A 15,870-nucleotide genomic window follows, 5' to 3' on the forward strand; every position below is an offset into this window, starting at 1 on the left:
ACCCCGCACCCCTCCGACCCCCCACCGACGACTCCGTCCTGCTGCGCCTGGAGCACGTATCGGTCTCCTACGGCGGCCTCCGGGCCCTGGAGGACGCCTCACTGACCCTGCGGCAGAACGAGATCCTGGCGGTCATCGGCCCCAACGGGGCAGGAAAGACGACCCTGTTGAACGCCCTGTCGGGACTCACCGGCAACGGCCGGGTGAGCGGAACCGCCGACTTCGCCGGCCGGCCCCTGCTGCGGACCAGGGCGACCGCGCGCCGGCGGCTGGGCATCGGGCGTACGTTCCAGCACGCGGAGGTCTTCTCCGAACTCACCGTCGCCGAGAACGTGTTGTGCACCCGTCGCCGGATCACCGCCCGGGACCGGGCCGACGTGGCGAGGCTGCTGCACTCCGTGGGCCTCGCGGAGGTGGCCGACCGACGCCCCGGGGAGCTGCCGTTCGGCCTGCAGAAGCGCCTCGACCTCGCCCGCGCGATGGCCGAGGACCCGAAACTGCTGGTGCTGGACGAGCCGTTCGGCGGCCTCGACGCGAGTGAACGCGCCCTGCTCGCCGGGCACATCAGGCGGCTGCACGCCGACGGCACCGCCGTGGTGGTCATCGACCACGTCCTCGACGACCTCTTCTCCGTCGCCCACCGGGTCCTCGCCTTCGACTTCGGCCGCACCATCGGCGAGGGAACCCCGGACACCGTGCTGCGGGACCCGAAGGTGCGCTCCTCGTACCTGGGAACGGTCGACGGCAGGACCCGGCCGCCCGAGCACACCGGCGAACGCAGCATGATCCGCCTGCACGGCATCGGCCACACCTACGGCGGCGTGGTCGCCCTGCGCGACGTCGACCTCGACGTCCGCCAGGGCGTCGTGCTCGGCGTCGCCGGAGCCAACGGCGCGGGCAAGAGCACCCTGGCCGGCGTCCTGCACGGCTCCCTCACACCCGCGCACGGGGTCAGGGAGGCGGGCGCGGGCGTCCGCACCAGCCTGGCGCCCGAGGGGCGGGCCCTGTTCAAGACGCTGTCCCTGCGCGAGAACCTCGAAGTCGCAGCGTACGCGGGCGGTGTCACCGGCGCGCGGCTGCGCGAGCGGCTGGAGGAGACCGTCGAGTGGCTGCCGGTGCGGCTGCGCGACCGGATGTCCGCGCCGGCCGGCGGGCTGTCCGGCGGCGAGCAGCAGATGCTCGCCATCGCCCGGGCCCTGATCGTCGGACCGGACGTCCTGATCGTGGACGAACCGGCGCTCGGGCTCGCCCCGGCGCTGGTCGACGAGGTCTACGACCGGCTGGCGGGCCTGGCCCGGGAGGGTCTGACCGTCGTCCTGCTCGAGCAACTGCTCAGCCGGGCCATGTCCGTGTGCCACGAGGTGGCCGTGCTGCACGAGGGCGTCGTCGCCGCCCACGGCCGGCCGGGCGATCCCGCGTTCGCGGCACAGGCGGAGGCGGCGTACTTCGGCGGCGGCCTGGAGGCCGCCCCGAACGCGGCGGCTCCCGCCCGGACCTCACGAGTGAACTGATTCCTGTAGCGATACGAGGTGGACCATGTTCCGGACCGTAAGAAGACTCCGCCGCGCCGCGGGAACGGCGGCCGTCCTGACCGCGGTGGCGCTGACCGCCAACGCCTGCGCCGGCCAGGACTCCGCGGGAGCCGCCGCGAGCTCCTCCGAGATACACATCGGCGCGTGGCTGCCGCTGACCGGCTCCACCGCCGCGTACGGCGTGCCCGAGAAGGCGGGAGCCGACGCCTACTTCAAGATGCTCAACGCCCAAGGAGGCGTCAACGGACGCAAGATCCGGTGGACCGTCGAGGACAACGCGGCCGACCCGCAGCAGACCGTGCAGATCGCCCGTGAACTGATCGGCCAGGACAAGGTGGTGGCCATCGTCAACGCGAACGGCACCTCCCAGGCCGAGGCGGCCTTCCCGTTCGTCCTCAACCAGTCCAGGGTCCCGATCCTGAACGAGGTCGGCGGCGCCGAGAACTGGTACAAGCCGCCGCGCCCCGGCCTGTTCGGCACGCAGACCCTCTACGAGGACCAGGCCGCGGCGGTCGCCGCGTGGGCCGTGCAGGACGGCGCGAAGAAGATCCTCGTCGTGCACAGCGACCCGGCCGCGTTCGTCAACGTCGCCAAGCAGGTGGAGCCCGTCGCGAAGAAGGTGGATCCCTCGGTCGAGGTCGACCGGCTGCCGGTCAAGTACCAGACCACCGACTACACGCCGGTCATCAGCAAGGTGAAGGCGGCGAAACCCCAGGCGGTGATCCTGATCCTCACCTCGCCGGAGGCGGCGGCCTTCGTCAAGGAGGCCAAGCTGCAGGGGCTCTCCCTGCCCACCTACGCCTACGCGCCGGTCGCCGCCGAGTCGACGATCTCGCTGGCCAAGGACGCCGCCGAGGGCCTCAAGGCGGTGCAGCTGGTGAAGGCGCCGTCGGATCCCGACCCGTCGGTCAAGGAGTTCCGTACCGCGATGGCGAAGTACGAGCCCGGTCAGGACGCCGGGTTCCTCGCCCTGTGGGGCTGGAGCAACGCGAAGGTGTTCGCCCAGATCGCGAAGACCGTCAAGGGGCCGGTCACCTCCCAGGCCCTCATCGCCGCGTACCAGAAGGCGTCCTCGGTGGACCCCGGGGTGTCGCCGGTGATGAAGTTCGGCGCCGACGACCATCTCGGCACCCGCAGCGTGCAGCGCGTGGTCGTCAAGAACGGCGTCTGGACCTCCGTCGGCTCCTTCTACACCCCTCCCACCCGCGACTGAGCACGCCGGCCGCCCCGAACGCCGTGTCCCTGACGGGGACACGGCGTTCCCTTCCGTCCGCCGTACGCCCACCGCATCAGTACCGCGCCACCGGTCCCCATGTTCTTCGCCCACGACGTCGGGCTGGTCCGACAGGCCTGAGCTCGTCCCGCTTCGGGGCGGCAGTCAGTCCTGCAGGAGGGGCTGTCGCGGTGAGCCGGTCCGCCTCGGCCGGTCGGTCAGCAGCGGAAGGACGACCCGGAAGGTGGCGCCCCGGCCGGGGATCGAGTCGACCTCGACGTGGCCCGCGTGGGCGCTCACCAGGGAGTGCACGATGGACAGGCCGAGACCTGCGCCCCCCGTGGCGCGGTTGCGGGAGGCGTCGGCGCGGTAGAAGCGCTCGAAGATGCGGCCGCTGGTGCCGGGGGCGAGGCCCGGGCCCTGGTCGGCGACCTCCAGGACGGCGTGGTCGCCGACGGTGCCCACACCGATGCGGATGGCCGTGCCGGGCGGTGTATGGGTGACGGCGTTGCCGACGAGGTTGGTGACGACCTGGCGCAGCCGGGCCTCGTCGGCGAGGGCCGGGGCGGAGGAGGGCGGACCGTCGCCGTCCGGGCCGGTGAGGGTGACGGCGCGGGCCGGGTCCAGGGCGCGTACGTCGTGCAGGGCGTCCGCGGCCAGTGTGCGCAGGTCGGTGGGGGCGAGGTCGAGGTCGGAGGGAGAACCCGGCACGGGGTGGACCGCGGGCTTTCCCGTGGCCCTGAGCGCCTGTTCGTCGAGGCGGGCCAGCAGGAGCATGTCCTCGACGAGCCGGGTGAGGCGTTCGGACTCGCGGGCGATACGGGCCATCGTGGCGTCGACGTCCGCCCGTTCGGGCAGGGCGCCCATCCGGTGCAGGTCGGTCAGCCCCTTGATACCGGCGAGCGGGGTGCGCAGCTCATGGCCGGCGTCGGCGACGAACCGGCTCATCCGGGCCTCGGACTCCGCGCGGGCGGCGAACGCGGTCTCCAACTGCCCCAGCATTCCGTTCAGCGCCCTGGCCAGTCGACCCAACTCGGTTCGCGGACCAGCGAGTTCGGGCACGCGTCGGGAGAGGTCGCCGCATGCGATCTCCCCGGCCGTCCGCTCGACACGGGAGAGCGGACCGAGCCCGGAGCGGACCGCGAACCAGCCCGCCACCGCCAGGACCGCGAGCAGCGCGAGCCCGGTGTCGCGGTAGGTCTCCCACATGCGTCCCACGGTGCCGTCCACCTGTTCCATCGACGTCGCCACGACGACGCCGTCGGAGCCGGTCACCGTCGCCGTGGTACCGGGCAGGAGCGCGTGTGCCGTCCGGGGCACGGCGATCACCCGCCAACGGCCGTCCCCCTTTGTGCCGTCGACGGTGAACGGGCGGCCGCCGCGCGCGGCGATGGCGGCCTCGTCCAGCCGGGGCAGCGCCGGACCCTGGGCGTCCGGGGCCCGCGTCCCGCCGGCGAGCGAGTCGATGCTGCTCTCGACGGTGCCGTCGGCGGCGACATAGGTGATGACGGGGTTGCCGAGGACGTCCGTACTGAAGTCGGCCAGCGCCGTCGATGGTCTCCGCTCGGCGCCGGTCTCCGCCACACCCGGCGGCAGAACGGCGAACACCTGGGCGGTGGCCCGGAGTTGGGAGTCGACGCGTCCCTGCAGGTAGCCGTGCAGGGCGCTGCCGGTGGCCAGGGCGAAGGCGGTGAACCCGGCCGCCAGCAGGGCGACGGCCAGCACCAGCACCCGGCCGCGCAGCGACGCGCGCGCCCACAGCGCACCGACCCGACCAGGCCGGCTCATGACCTGGGTCCACGCAGCACGTACCCCACGCCGTGCACGGTGTGGACCAGTTTCGGACCACCGTTGTCGATCTTGCGGCGCAGATAGCTGATGTAGGTGTCGACGATGCCGGTGTCGCCGTTGAAGTCGTAGTCCCACACCCGCTGGAGGATCTGCGCCTTGGAGACCGTGCGGCCGGCGTTGGTCATCAGGTAGTGCAGCAGCCGGAACTCGGTGGGCGACAGACGGATCGGCTCGCCCGCGCGGGCCGCCTGGACGGCGTCGGGGTCGAGTTCCAGATCGGCCACGCGCAGCAGGGCGGTGGGGTCGCCGCTGGTGCGGCGCAGCACCGCGCGGATGCGGGCGATCAACTCCTGCAGATCGAACGGCTTCGTCACGTAGTCGTCGCCGCCCAGCACCAAGCCCTCGATCTTGTCCCGGGTGGCGTCCCGGGCGGTGAGGAACACGACGGGAATGTGCCCGGTGCGGGGTGCGGCGGCCGGGCGGTGCCGCTCGCGCAGCCGCCGGATCACCTCGAAGCCGTCCAGGTCGGGAAGCAGCACATCCAGCAGCACCAGATCAGGTGCGGCCTCGTGCGCGCGGTCCAGCGCCTCCTGGCCGGTCCCCGCGGCCGTGACGGTGAAGCCGGCGTGACGCAGGGCCGCGCACAGCAACTCCCGCACGGTGGGCTCGTCCTCGACGATCAGCAGGTGCGTGTTGCCGGTGGCCGGCGCCGCGCCCGGCTCGTCTCCGCTGCATGCACCAGGCAGGGCGGAGCGCTCGACAGGTGTCACAGGGTCCTCCAGGCGCGAGACGGCGCGGTCCCGACGCCGCAGGGAACGGGTGTACGGCGGAAGACGCGCGGCCCGCGGGACACCCGGGATGCTGTCGCGCAGCGTACGGCCGCGGGTGTCTCCGCCACGTAAAGCCAACGGTCACCGGGCTCACGGTCATCGGGCTCGCGGTCATCGGGCTCCACCGTCACAAGGCTCCACAGTCACAAGGCTCCGCGTTCATCGGGCTCCACGGTCATCGGGCTCCACGGTCATAGGGCCACGGCGTCCGCGGGTCCGGGCGAGGAGACTCCCGGCGAACCCGGCGAGAGAGCCGACCAGCAGTCCGAAGACGACGGTCCGCAGCACGCTGCCGCTGAGTTCGCCCCGCATCCCGCCCATCTCGCTGCCGAACATGCTGACGCCGAAGTGCCCGGACGCTCCCACCGCCCAGGCGCCCGCGCCCAGGACGAGGGCCGTGACCACACCGATCCGCTCGGCCATGGCGACGTGTCCGGCCAACGGGCCCCGCCAGGGCAGCAACGGCAGTTCATGGCCCGGGCGCGTCGTCCGCGCCGCACGGTAGGCGCAGGCGGTCAGGGTCAGGCCGGACACCGTGAGGGCCATGAGCCACACCGGCCAACCGCCCACCGACGACGAGCCCAGCGACGCGACACGGTCCGGCTGTCGGCCGCCGGTCGCACCACCGCCCAGCGCACCCATGATCGCCGCGAGGGGGTTGGTGCTGTCGCTCTGCACCGGGTGGACCGCCGCCGTCCATGAGGAGCCGACGCCCAGCGTCAGGAACGCCACCAGGGCGTTGGGAGCGAGCAACAGGGTGCCGCCCGCCACCGCCCCGACCCGGTCACCGACCACGGCTCCGACGAACCCGATGGCCAGCAGGGGTACGGCCGCCAGGGCGAGGACCGTGCGGACGACGGCCGAGAGGCTCGGTCCCCAGCTCCCGCGCAGCCGGGCCGTCGCACCGCCCAGCGGCAGCCGCGCCCGGCGGCTGATCAGGCAGCCGACCCCGAGGACGAGGGCCACCCACAGCAGCGCGCCCAACCCCGCCGGTCCGACCGCCACGTGATAGGCCATCGTCGGCTGGGTCCCCGTACCCCCACCGCCGAAGAGACCACCCAGGCCACCGGGACCGCCGTCTGCCCCACCGAGTCCGCCGCCTGAGCCGAACAGGTCGGCCAGGCCACCGCCCGCGCCGCCGAGACCACCACCGGACGAGTCCCCGCCGCTTCCGCGCATCCCGGCCGTCGCCGACGCGGGCAGGGTGACCGTTCCCCGTGCGAGAGCTGCCACGATCACGAGGAGGACCAGAGACGCGGTTCCCGCCCCTGCCGCCCGCACGGCGAGTGCGCCACCGGTCAACCGCACCTGCCGCCGCCCATGGCTCAGCCGCCAGGAGAACGCGACCCACAGAACGATGGCGCCGACCAAGGTGACGCCCAGCGGCATGACTTCGGCCGCACCGCTCATCGACGGCCCCACACCGCCGCCGCCTCCGCCGAACAGCGAGGCCAGACCGCCCATCCCGCCGGTGTCCGGGGACGCGGCCGGATCCGCGGCGACCGGGCCGCCGACGGCCATGGCGGTCACGGCCATCGTCAGCGGCCACAGCGATCCGTAGGACCCCGCGCCGAGCAGCCCCAGCGCCAGCGCGGACACGGCTGCCATGGCGACCACCGCGCACACCGCGGACACCGCCCCTTCCAGGGCGTTCCGCCATGGGCCAGTCATCCGTACGGGCGTGGTGCGAGATGGGGAGGGCGGACCCGAGCGGGGCCCGGACATGAGAGAGGTCGTGGTGGCAGCCATGCGGGAAGGCTCCGCTTCGCTCGCGGGAGGGCGGCACGCGGCGCCGGACGGGGGAGGCCCGGCGCCGCGTTCCGGGGGACGCGCCCACAGTGGCTGCCGCGAGTACGACCTTCCCGAGTGGTTCTGAGAGGTTTCTGGGAGTCCGCGGCCGAGTGGCCAGGTCGGCGGCCACCCATGACCGCGGTGCGGGTCCGACTCTCAGGAAGTTCCCAGAACCGCGAACACCTGCGTGCGGTGCGGCCGTTGGTCGGGAGGCCGGAAGACACCGCTGGGGACCTGGACCCGGATGCGGTGACCGTGCGGCCGAGAGGCCGGCGACCCGGACCGCCGTGGCCCGGGCGGAGGCCGAACTGCGCGCCGCACGCGGCCTCTTCTTCTGCCGCCCGTACGGCCGCGGAGGTGGTCAAGGACATGGGAGATCACCGGCCGCCTCCTGCTCGGCGTCCGATCAACATCGACACCGTGTGCCGACGGAGACCGTCCGCCGTCGTTCGGCGTCCTCGCGAGTTCCCGCGGGTCAGCGCACCCGCCCCCGGGGCTTCAACGGCAGCGGTGGCAGCTCGGGGGCGGGCAGCGGGGCGCCGTCGTAGCCCTTCACCTCGCCGAACCGGGTGCCTTCCATCCAGTCCCGGCGGGCCTGCTCGATCTCCTCCTGGGACCGTCCGATCCAGTTCCAGAACATCACGAGCTCCTCCTCGAACGGCTCGCCGCCCAGGAGCATCAGGCCCGCGTCCGACTCGGCGCGCAGGGGGAGTTCGGCGCGGCCGCAGCCGAGGTAGAGCATCGAGCCCGGCAGCACCGGGACGCCGTCGACATGGGCCTCGCCGGACATGGACAGTACGGCGTACTCGAAGTCCGGCTCCAGCGGGAGGCGTACGTCCGCGCCGCGGGTCAGCGCCAGGTCGGCGCCGACGATCGGGGTGTACGTCGTCCCGGGCGAGGTCGCGCCGTCCAGGTCGCCGAGGATGAGGGTGGCCGTGAGTCCGGGCGCGGTGACGCGCGGGAGTTCGGCGTGGTGCTCGAAGCGCGGGTCGGTGTGCCGGTGGCCGTCCGGGAGGGCGACCCACAGCTGTGCGCCGTGCAGGAAGCGGGCGTGCGGGCGGGGGCTCTCCTCGGAGTGGCTGATGGCCCGGCCCGAGGTCATGAGCCCGAGCTCGCGGGGGCGGATGGTCTGGAGGCTGCCGGTCGAGTCGCGGTGCAGTACCTCGCCCTCGTGCAGCCAGCTGACGGTCTGCAGGCCCATGTGGGGGTGCGGCGGCACCTGCATGCCGGGTTCGTCGGCGATGTCGTCGGGGCCGTAGTGATCGACGAAGCACCAGGCGCCGACCATGCGGCGGCCCAGGTTGGGCAGCAGCCGGCGGACTTCGGTCGACTCGCCGAGCGGGACCCGGCGAGGACTGAGGAGTTCGCGCACCGGCTCCGCCACCACGAAGCCACGGCCGCCGCACAGGGCGGGAACCGCCTCGCGATCAAGATTGCTCATGGCGCACAACCTAGTCCCGTGACCGCCCGGCAAAATAGTAGCCATGGACATAGTATCCATGTACGGTATCTCTTATGAGCGGCGGTTACGAGAACGCGACGCCCGGGTTCCTGGTGTGGCGTCTGTCGATGAAATGGCGGGTCGCCGTCGACCGGGCGATGGTCCCGCTGGGCCTCACCCACGCCCAGTACTCGCTGGTCGCCTCGCTGTACGGCATGCAGCGCACCGGCGAACGCCCCAGCCAGCGCCGGCTGGCCGACCACACCGGCCTGGAGCCCCTGTACGTCTCCAAGCTGGCCCGCAGCCTGGAGTCGGCCGGCCTCGTGGAACGTACCCGCGACCCCCGGGACCCGCGCGCGGTGCAGTTGGCCCTCACCGACCGGGGGCGCGAGGTCACCGGGCGCGCCATCACGGTCGTACAGGGTCTGCTGCGGCAGTTCCTGGCGCCGCTCGGCGGCCTCGACGCCCCGCGCGCCCAGGAGTTCACCCGCGACCTCGCGACCCTGCTCGACGCACCTCTTGATCCGTTCAGCGAGAACGACCAGAACGAGAAGGAGCAGCGATGACCACCACCGCACCCGCCGCCGATGCCCGCGCCCTGGGCCTGGCGCACTACGCCGCCCGCGCCGTCCTGGAGAGCGTCCTGGACCGGCACGGTGCCACCTTCCAGCAGCAGATCACCCTCCGGCTCGTCGTCGTCGCCGGGCAGCCGGTCGAGGGTGAGGCCCTGGTGACGCAGGTCGTCGGAGCGCTCAAGGTCGGCCCGACCGAGGCGCGGGGCGTCATCACGGAACTGGGCGCCAAAGGCCTCATCACCGTGGACGAGTCCGACGTCGTGCGCGTCACGGATGCCGGACGTGACTTCTACACCCGGGTGAGCGCCGAGACCGGGGAGATCAGCGCCCGGATCTGGGGCGGCATCCCGGCCGAGGACCTCGCGGCGGCCGGTCGCGTCCTGGCGACCGTCACCGAGCGGGCCGACGCGGAGCTCGCCGCGCTGTCCGGCTGAACCACGGGCCGCTGTCCGGCTGAACCACGGGCCCGGCTCCGCGCGGAGCCGGGCCCGGTCGTGTTCTAGCCCGCCGAGGCGCGGGCCCGCCGGTGCGCGATCTCGCCGTAGAGCACGTCCGCGACGACGAAGGCGGCCAGGGGGATGCCGAGGAGCGGGACGAAGTAGCCGAGTACGGCGATGCCGGCGACGCACGGGACGAGGATCTGCGGGGGCACCTGCTGCCAGGCGCCGCGTGGGATCGGCCGGCCGAAGGAGGAACCGCGGCCGCGCTGCCACCACATGCGGTAGCCCCAGACGATCAGCAGGACCAGCGCGAGCGCCAGGGCCATCAGGGCGATCTGGTTGACCAGGCCGAACAGGATCCCGGTGTGCAGGTCGATGCCCCAGCGGGTCAGCTTCGCGAGCAGCGGGTAGTCGGCGAACCGCAGCACGTCGGTGACCTCGCCGGTGGCCGGGTCGACCGCCACGGAGTCCTGCTTCTCGGGCCAGCTGCGCTGGACCTGCCGGACCACGTACGCGGAGTCGGCGTCGGCCGGCGGGACGATCTCCACCGGATCGGTCAGGCCCTCGGCGCGGGCCGCGGACAGGACCTTGTCGAGACCGACGCCGTGCTCGCCCCCGCCCGCGGAGGCGGCGGCGCCGTGGCCCGCGTGGTCGCCGCCCGCCGTCGCCGAGACGGACGGGGTGGCCTGGCCGAGCGAGGTGCGCAGTTCGTCGATGTTGGCGCCGGCGTACGTCGACCAGGTCAGTCCGGTCGCCGACAGGAAGAGGAAACCGGCGGCGGTCCAGACGCCGACGGTGCCGTGCAGGCCGAGCGTGCGGCGCCGGCCGCTGGTGCCGCGGACCTTGCGCAGGGCGCGGCGACGGGAGAACCACAGCGCCAGGCCGCCGGCCGCGATCACCCACAGCCAGCTGGCGGCGAACTCGCTGTAGAGGCGGCCGGTGTCGCCGAGGTGCAGGTCCCGGTGGAACTCGTCGATCCAGGTCCGCAGCGGCAACGCGCCCGTGGAGCCGTACTGTTCTAGGGCTCCGCGCACCTTCGCGGTGTACGGGTCGACGAAGACGGCGAGGGTGTGGTCGGGATCCACGCCCTTCACGCCGGACAGCAGCACCCGGGTGGTGGCGTCCGCCGCCGGGGAGGGCCGTACCGCTGAGACGGTGCCCTCGGGATGGGCCTTGCGGGCGGCGCTCACCTGCTCGGAGACCGGCAGCTTGGTGTCACCGACCTCGGCGACGGTCATCTCGTGGGCGTACACGAGCTTCTCGGCCTGGAAGGCGCCGGCGTACAGGAACCCGGTGACGGCGGCGACGAGCAGGAAGGGGGCGACGAGCACTCCGGCGTAGAAGTGCAGCCGCAGGACGAGGGGCCGCAGGGAGGCCCACGGGCCTGGGGAGACCGTGGGGGCCGGTTCGGCTTTCGGGGCCTCGTCCTTGGTCGGCGAGGGAGCGGTGGACATCGGCGGGCTTCTCCGGGGGACGGGACGGTGTGATGCTGTGGCGGTCCAGTAGTCGGGGAAGGCGGACGCCGAGTTCCCGGCGGCCCAAGTGGCGTGCGTCACACGGCAATACGACCGTCCCCGACCGCTCGTGGCATGCTGGCCACATGGCAACTCCCCGTAACCACCCGTCACTTGTCGAGCAGGTCGAGGAACTCCTCGCCACCGACGGCCCGCTGCCCATCGTCACGGCCGGTGATCCCGTCCTGCGGCGCGGCACCGAGCGCTTCGACGGACAGCTCGACTCCGCCCTGCTGGCCCGCTTCGTCGAGGCCCTGCGCGTCACCATGCACGCGGCGCCGGGCGTGGGCCTGGCCGCGCCGCAGGTCGGCGTGGCACTGCGGATCGCGGTGATCGAGGACCCGGCGCCGGTGCCGGAGGAGGTGCGGGTGGCGCGGGGGCGGGTGCCGCAGCCGTTCCGGGTCCTGGTCAATCCGTCGTACGAGCCCCTCGGCGCCGCCCGCGCCGCCTTCTTCGAGGGCTGTCTGAGTGTGCCGGGCTGGCAGGCCGTGGTGGCCCGGGCCGCCGAGGTCCGGCTGACGGGCCAGGACGAGCACGGGCGGCCGGTGGACGAGGTGTTCACCGGCTGGCCCGCGCGGATCGTGCAGCACGAGACGGACCACCTGGACGGCACGCTCTACCTCGACCGGGCGGAGCTGCGGTCGCTGTCCTCGAACGAGGCGATGGCCCAGCGCTGGACGCGGCCCACACCGCACGAGGCCGCGGACGCGCTGGGCTTCGAACTCCCGTGAGCCGTAAGGCGTCCGGGCGTGATGCCAGGCCCCGTCGACGAGGGCCGTCACAGCGGCACGCCCGGCGCGAGCGCCGTCAGTTGTCCCGGTACGCCTCCAGCAGCCGCAGCCACACCTCGCTGATCGTCGGGAACGACGGAACGGCGTGCCACAACCGGCTGATCGGGACCTGACCCGCGACCGCGACCGTCGCCGAGTGGATGAGCTCACCGACGCCGGGGCCGACGAAGGTGACGCCGCGCAGGATCTCGTCGTTCAGGTCGACGACCATGCGGGCCCGGCCCCGGTAGCCGTCGGCGTACAGGCCCGCGCCGGACGCGGAGGACATCTCGACATCCACGGCACGCACGCGGTGACCGGCCTGCTCGGCCTCCGCGAGGGACAGGCCGACGGCCGCGGCCTCCGGGTCGGTGAAGACGACCTGGGGAACCGCGTGATGGTCGGCGGTGGCCGCGTGCGCGCCCCAGGGGTCCGTCTCCAGGATCGGCACGCCGGAGGCGCGGGCGGCGATGGCGGCACCGGCGATGCGCGCCTGGTACTTGCCCTGGTGGGTGAGGAGCGCGCGATGGTTGACGTCGCCGACCGCGTACAGCCAGGTGCTGCCCGACACGAGCATGCTGTCGTCGACCGGCAGCCAGCCGCCGGGCTCCAGGCCGACCGTCTCCAGGCCGATGTCGGCGGTGCGCGGCTTGCGGCCGGTGGCGAAGAGGATCTCGTCGGCCTCGACGCGGTCGCCCTGGCCGGTCATGACGACGACCGTGCCGTTCTCCCGCGCGACCGACTCCACCGACGTACCGGTCCGCACCTCCGCGCCGGCCTCCGCCAGCGCCTCCGCGACCAGCTCCCCGGCGAACGGTTCCATCCGCGGCAGCAGGCCCTTGCCGCGCACCAGGAGGGTGACCTTCGAACCGAGCGCCTGATAGGCGGTGGCCATCTCGGTGGCCACCACTCCCCCGCCGACCACCACGAGCCGGCCCGGGACCTCCTGCGCGCTGGTGGCGTTCCTGCTGGTCCACGGCTTCACCTCGGCCAGCCCGGGCAGATCGGGCAGCACGGCGTCGGTGCCGGTGCAGACGGCGACGGCGTGCCGCGCGGTGAGCACGCGCTCCGCGCCGTCCGAGCCGGTGACGGTCACCGTCCGGGGGCCGGTCAGCCGGCCCTTGCCGCGGTAGAGGTCGGCGCCGATGCCGTCCAGCCATGTCGCCGCGCCGTCGTCGTGCCAGTCGGAGGTGTAGTAGTTGCGATGCGCGAGGACCGCGGCCGCGTCGAGGGGGCCCTGCACCGACTGGCGCAGACCGGGCACGCGTCGGGCGTCGGCTCGGGCGATGGCCGGGCGCAGCAGGGCCTTGCTGGGGATGCACGCCCAGTACGAGCACTCGCCGCCGACCAGTTCGCTCTCCACGACCGCGGTGGACAGGCCGGCCGCGCGGGTGCGGTCGGCCACGTTCTCCCCCACGGGCCCGGCCCCGAGCACCACGACGTCGTACGCGTTGGTTTCCGTTTCCGTCATGGGGTCAGTCTGGTGGGTGGTGTGCGTTGAGGCCACACGGGTAGGGGCGCGGAATACGTGATGGGCCGGCCGTGTTGTGCCGTCGGTTCGCCCCGACAGCAGGAAGAGGGAATTCAGGTCATGAGCAGCACCGTGGAGCTCACCAAGGAGAACTTCGACCAGACGGTCACGGAGAACGAGTTCGTCCTCATCGACTTCTGGGCGTCCTGGTGCGGGCCGTGCCGTCAGTTCGCGCCGGTGTACGAGAAGGCGGCCGAGGACAACCCGGACCTGGTGTTCGGCAAGATCGACACGGAGGCGCAGCCGGAGCTGGCGGCGGCCTTCGGCATCCAGTCGATCCCCACGCTGATGATCGTGCGTGACCAGGTCGCCGTGTACGCGCAGCCGGGCGCCCTGCCCGAGGCCGCGCTGGCGGACGTCATCGGGCAGGCACGCAAGCTGGACATGGACGAGGTCCGCAAGGCCGTCGCCGCACAGCAGGCGCAGGCCGAGCAGAACGGTCAGTGACGGACGCGGTGCCCGGCACCGACGCGGACTGACCTGAAAGCGATCCGCCCTGCGGCGTAGGCCCTGCGCGACTACCGCAGAGGTTTACAGTTCTCTCTACCCTGTGGTCGATTTCCCCGGCTCTCGCCTGTGGTCATGCTGTGCGGGTGCCGCAGGGGGCGGCCGGGGGGAGAGTGACGCAGGGTGATCGCCATGACCCTATGCAGCGAGGACTTACCGCGGGGGGACCGGTTCGCCTGGTGGTGCGAACTGGTGGACCGCGCTCTCGCGCCGACGCGGGTGACGAGCCCGTACGCCGACGACTTCCGGGCGAGCGCCCTGTTCCTGGACCTGGGGGCGACCCGGGTCTCCTCGCTCTCGATCCCGGCGCTCCGCTCGCGCCGCTCTCCGTCGCTGATCCGCCGTGGCGACCCGGAGCTGTTCGGGCTCGCCCTGGTCACCCGCGGCACCATGGGCATGTCGGGCTACCGGCACGAGACCGGTCTCGGCGAGGGCGACTTCCTGTTGTACGACACCTCGCGGCCTTACGACGCCTGGGCCGGAACCGGCGGTGGCGCGGCCGGCGTGACGGTCGTACACCTTCCCGTGGGCTCGGTGCCCCTCCCGGCGGACAAGATCCGTGCGCTGCTCGGCAGGCGCCTTCCCGGCGACGGCGATCTGGGCGGCGTGCTGCGGCCGTTCGTCGAGGCTCTGGTCACCGGGACGCGGCGGTGGAGCCCCCGGGACGCGGCGCGGCTGGGCTCCGTCACCCTCGATCTGGCCACGGCGTTCCTGGCGCAGCAGGCGGACCTGGAGGACCGGTTGCCGCCGGAGACCCGCCGGGAAGCGCTGGTGGCGGGCATCCACGCGTTCGTCGAACGGCACCTGGGCGATCCGGCGTTGTCGCCGGCCTCCGTCGCCTCCGCGCACCACATCTCCCTGCGCTATCTGCACCGGCTGTTCGAGCAGCAGGGCAGCACCGTCGCCGCCTGGATCAGACAGCGCCGCCTGGAGCGCTGCCGACGGGACCTGTCCGACCCGCACCGCCATGACGAGCCGATCCACGCCGTCGCCGCGCGCTGGGGCTTCACCCACCCCGAGCAGTTCAGCCGCCAGTTCCGCGCCGCCTACGGGATGACACCTCGTGACTACCGGCAGCGCAGCAGGGGGCACGGCCCGGCTCGGGGCGTTGTCGCGGGGGCCCGCTGCTCCGAGCCCGTCCCGGGACCGTGCGCTGGGAGTCCAGCGCTGTGCACCGGGCGTCCATGACCCACGGGGTTCCCGACGCGAGAGTGATCCGTGTGCCCGCCGGCGACAGCGCCCGGCGGTTGCGGCAACCGGACCGACTCGTATCGGAGGACACCATGACACTCACCCGTAGGATCACCGCACGCTTCGGCATGGCAGGCGCGGCCGCGGCGCTCGCCCTCGGTGGACTGGCCGCACAGGCCAGTGCGTCGAGCGCCGTCATCGACGGCTCGAACGGCTTCGCCAGCCCGTCCAGCTGCAACGTCGGCAGCGCCTACTACTTCTGCCTGTACTACTCCCCCAACCACACCGGCGGCACCAAGGCCTACACCGCCACCAAGGTCGCCACGATCAGCGGCAACTTCTCCGGCACCAGCCACCCGGTGCGCAACGACGCCGCCTCGGCGGCCAACGGCAGCGGCTGCCACGTCGGCATCTGGGTCTCCCCCAACTACACCGGGAACTCCAACTGGATGCTGGACGGCAACCGGGGCGGCAACCTCACCTCCAGCCCGCAACTGCGCAACAACGAAGCGTCGATCGCGGTGGACGACAGCACCAACTGCCCGGGTGTCGGCATCGGCTGACGGTTCGTCAGTGAGGCTTGCCCGCAAGTCCGTCCGTCCGGCAGGGGGGCGGTGCGGGCAAGCCCTCCCGCACGTGGAAGAGGATGCGATGACTGCTTTGCGTTCCATGCGTTGGGCCCTGACAGGGTTGATGGCCGCGATGACCCTGGCCGTCACCTCATGCGGGGTCTCGGCCCCCGGC

The 15,870-nt window shown here is 72.8% G+C and carries 14 protein-coding genes; 8 read left to right on the top strand and 6 right to left on the bottom strand.

From position 1 onward, the window contains the following. Positions 1–1,511, top strand: a 1,511-nt coding sequence (locus GRC12_RS30180) for an ATP-binding cassette domain-containing protein (RefSeq protein ID WP_208782715.1), incomplete at its 5' end; no start/stop codon positions are given. A gap of 25 nt (positions 1,512–1,536) precedes the next feature. Further along, on the top strand, positions 1,537–2,745 hold the full coding sequence (locus GRC12_RS30185; protein ID WP_208782716.1) for an ABC transporter substrate-binding protein: 1,209 nt from the start codon (positions 1,537–1,539) through the stop codon (positions 2,743–2,745). A gap of 165 nt (positions 2,746–2,910) precedes the next feature. On the opposite strand, the gene GRC12_RS30190 is transcribed toward GRC12_RS30185, so the two are convergent. From GRC12_RS30190 to GRC12_RS30205, 4 genes are all read right to left on the bottom strand, one after another. Further along, positions 2,911–4,533: a sensor histidine kinase gene (locus GRC12_RS30190; protein WP_208782717.1), complete on the bottom strand. Its 1,623-nt coding sequence runs from the start codon at positions 4,531–4,533 to the stop codon at positions 2,911–2,913. Then, a complete protein-coding gene (locus tag GRC12_RS30195; RefSeq protein WP_280117534.1) occupies positions 4,530–5,282 on the bottom strand; it encodes a response regulator transcription factor in 753 nt (250 codons plus the stop codon). Before GRC12_RS30195 ends, GRC12_RS30190 begins: the two co-directional genes overlap by 4 nt. A gap of 243 nt (positions 5,283–5,525) precedes the next feature. Further along, complete coding sequence (locus GRC12_RS30200; RefSeq protein WP_244373979.1) at positions 5,526–7,037, bottom strand: streptophobe family protein; 1,512 nt, start codon at positions 7,035–7,037, stop codon at positions 5,526–5,528. 595 nt (positions 7,038–7,632) lie between these two features. Beyond that, entirely contained in the window at positions 7,633–8,598 is a 966-nt protein-coding gene (locus GRC12_RS30205) for a pirin family protein (RefSeq protein ID WP_208782719.1), read from the bottom strand. Between the two features lie 74 nt (positions 8,599–8,672). Here GRC12_RS30205 and GRC12_RS30210 point away from each other — a divergent pair, with 74 nt between their 5' ends. Further along, positions 8,673–9,164 carry a MarR family winged helix-turn-helix transcriptional regulator gene (locus tag GRC12_RS30210; protein WP_208782720.1) on the top strand — a complete coding sequence of 164 codons (492 nt, stop codon included), beginning with the start codon at positions 8,673–8,675 and terminating at the stop codon, positions 9,162–9,164. Continuing rightward, on the top strand, positions 9,161–9,607 hold the full coding sequence (locus GRC12_RS30215; RefSeq protein ID WP_208782721.1) for a MarR family transcriptional regulator: 447 nt from the start codon (positions 9,161–9,163) through the stop codon (positions 9,605–9,607). Before GRC12_RS30210 ends, GRC12_RS30215 begins: the two co-directional genes overlap by 4 nt. A gap of 65 nt (positions 9,608–9,672) precedes the next feature. Here the strand turns inward: GRC12_RS30215 and GRC12_RS30220 are convergent, their stop codons facing one another. Next, on the bottom strand, positions 9,673–11,067 hold the full coding sequence (locus GRC12_RS30220) for a PepSY-associated TM helix domain-containing protein (protein ID WP_208782722.1): 1,395 nt from the start codon (positions 11,065–11,067) through the stop codon (positions 9,673–9,675). A 146-nt stretch (positions 11,068–11,213) separates the two neighbouring features. On the opposite strand from GRC12_RS30220, the gene GRC12_RS30225 reads away from it, so the two are divergent. After that, entirely contained in the window at positions 11,214–11,858 is a 645-nt protein-coding gene (locus GRC12_RS30225) for a peptide deformylase (RefSeq protein WP_208782723.1), read from the top strand. Positions 11,859–11,934: 76 nt separating this feature from the next. Here the strand turns inward: GRC12_RS30225 and GRC12_RS30230 are convergent, their stop codons facing one another. Continuing rightward, complete coding sequence (locus tag GRC12_RS30230) at positions 11,935–13,368, bottom strand: dihydrolipoyl dehydrogenase family protein (protein WP_208782724.1); 1,434 nt, start codon at positions 13,366–13,368, stop codon at positions 11,935–11,937. A gap of 120 nt (positions 13,369–13,488) precedes the next feature. Here GRC12_RS30230 and trxA point away from each other — a divergent pair, with 120 nt between their 5' ends. The 3 genes from trxA to GRC12_RS30245 all read left to right on the top strand — a co-directional run bounded on the left by trxA (position 13,489) and on the right by GRC12_RS30245 (position 15,689). Further along, positions 13,489–13,875 (top strand): thioredoxin, encoded by a 387-nt coding sequence (gene trxA, locus GRC12_RS30235; RefSeq protein WP_133049393.1) that lies wholly within the window; start codon positions 13,489–13,491, stop codon positions 13,873–13,875. A gap of 192 nt (positions 13,876–14,067) precedes the next feature. Beyond that, complete coding sequence (locus GRC12_RS30240; protein ID WP_208782725.1) at positions 14,068–15,123, top strand: helix-turn-helix domain-containing protein; 1,056 nt, start codon at positions 14,068–14,070, stop codon at positions 15,121–15,123. Between the two features lie 95 nt (positions 15,124–15,218). Next, positions 15,219–15,689 (top strand): peptidase inhibitor family I36 protein, encoded by a 471-nt coding sequence (locus GRC12_RS30245; RefSeq protein WP_208782726.1) that lies wholly within the window; start codon positions 15,219–15,221, stop codon positions 15,687–15,689. Positions 15,690–15,870 lie beyond the last annotated feature (181 nt).

This window comes from Streptomyces griseorubiginosus (genome assembly GCF_017614965.1).
Lineage (GTDB): Bacteria > Actinomycetota > Actinomycetes > Streptomycetales > Streptomycetaceae > Streptomyces > Streptomyces griseorubiginosus_B.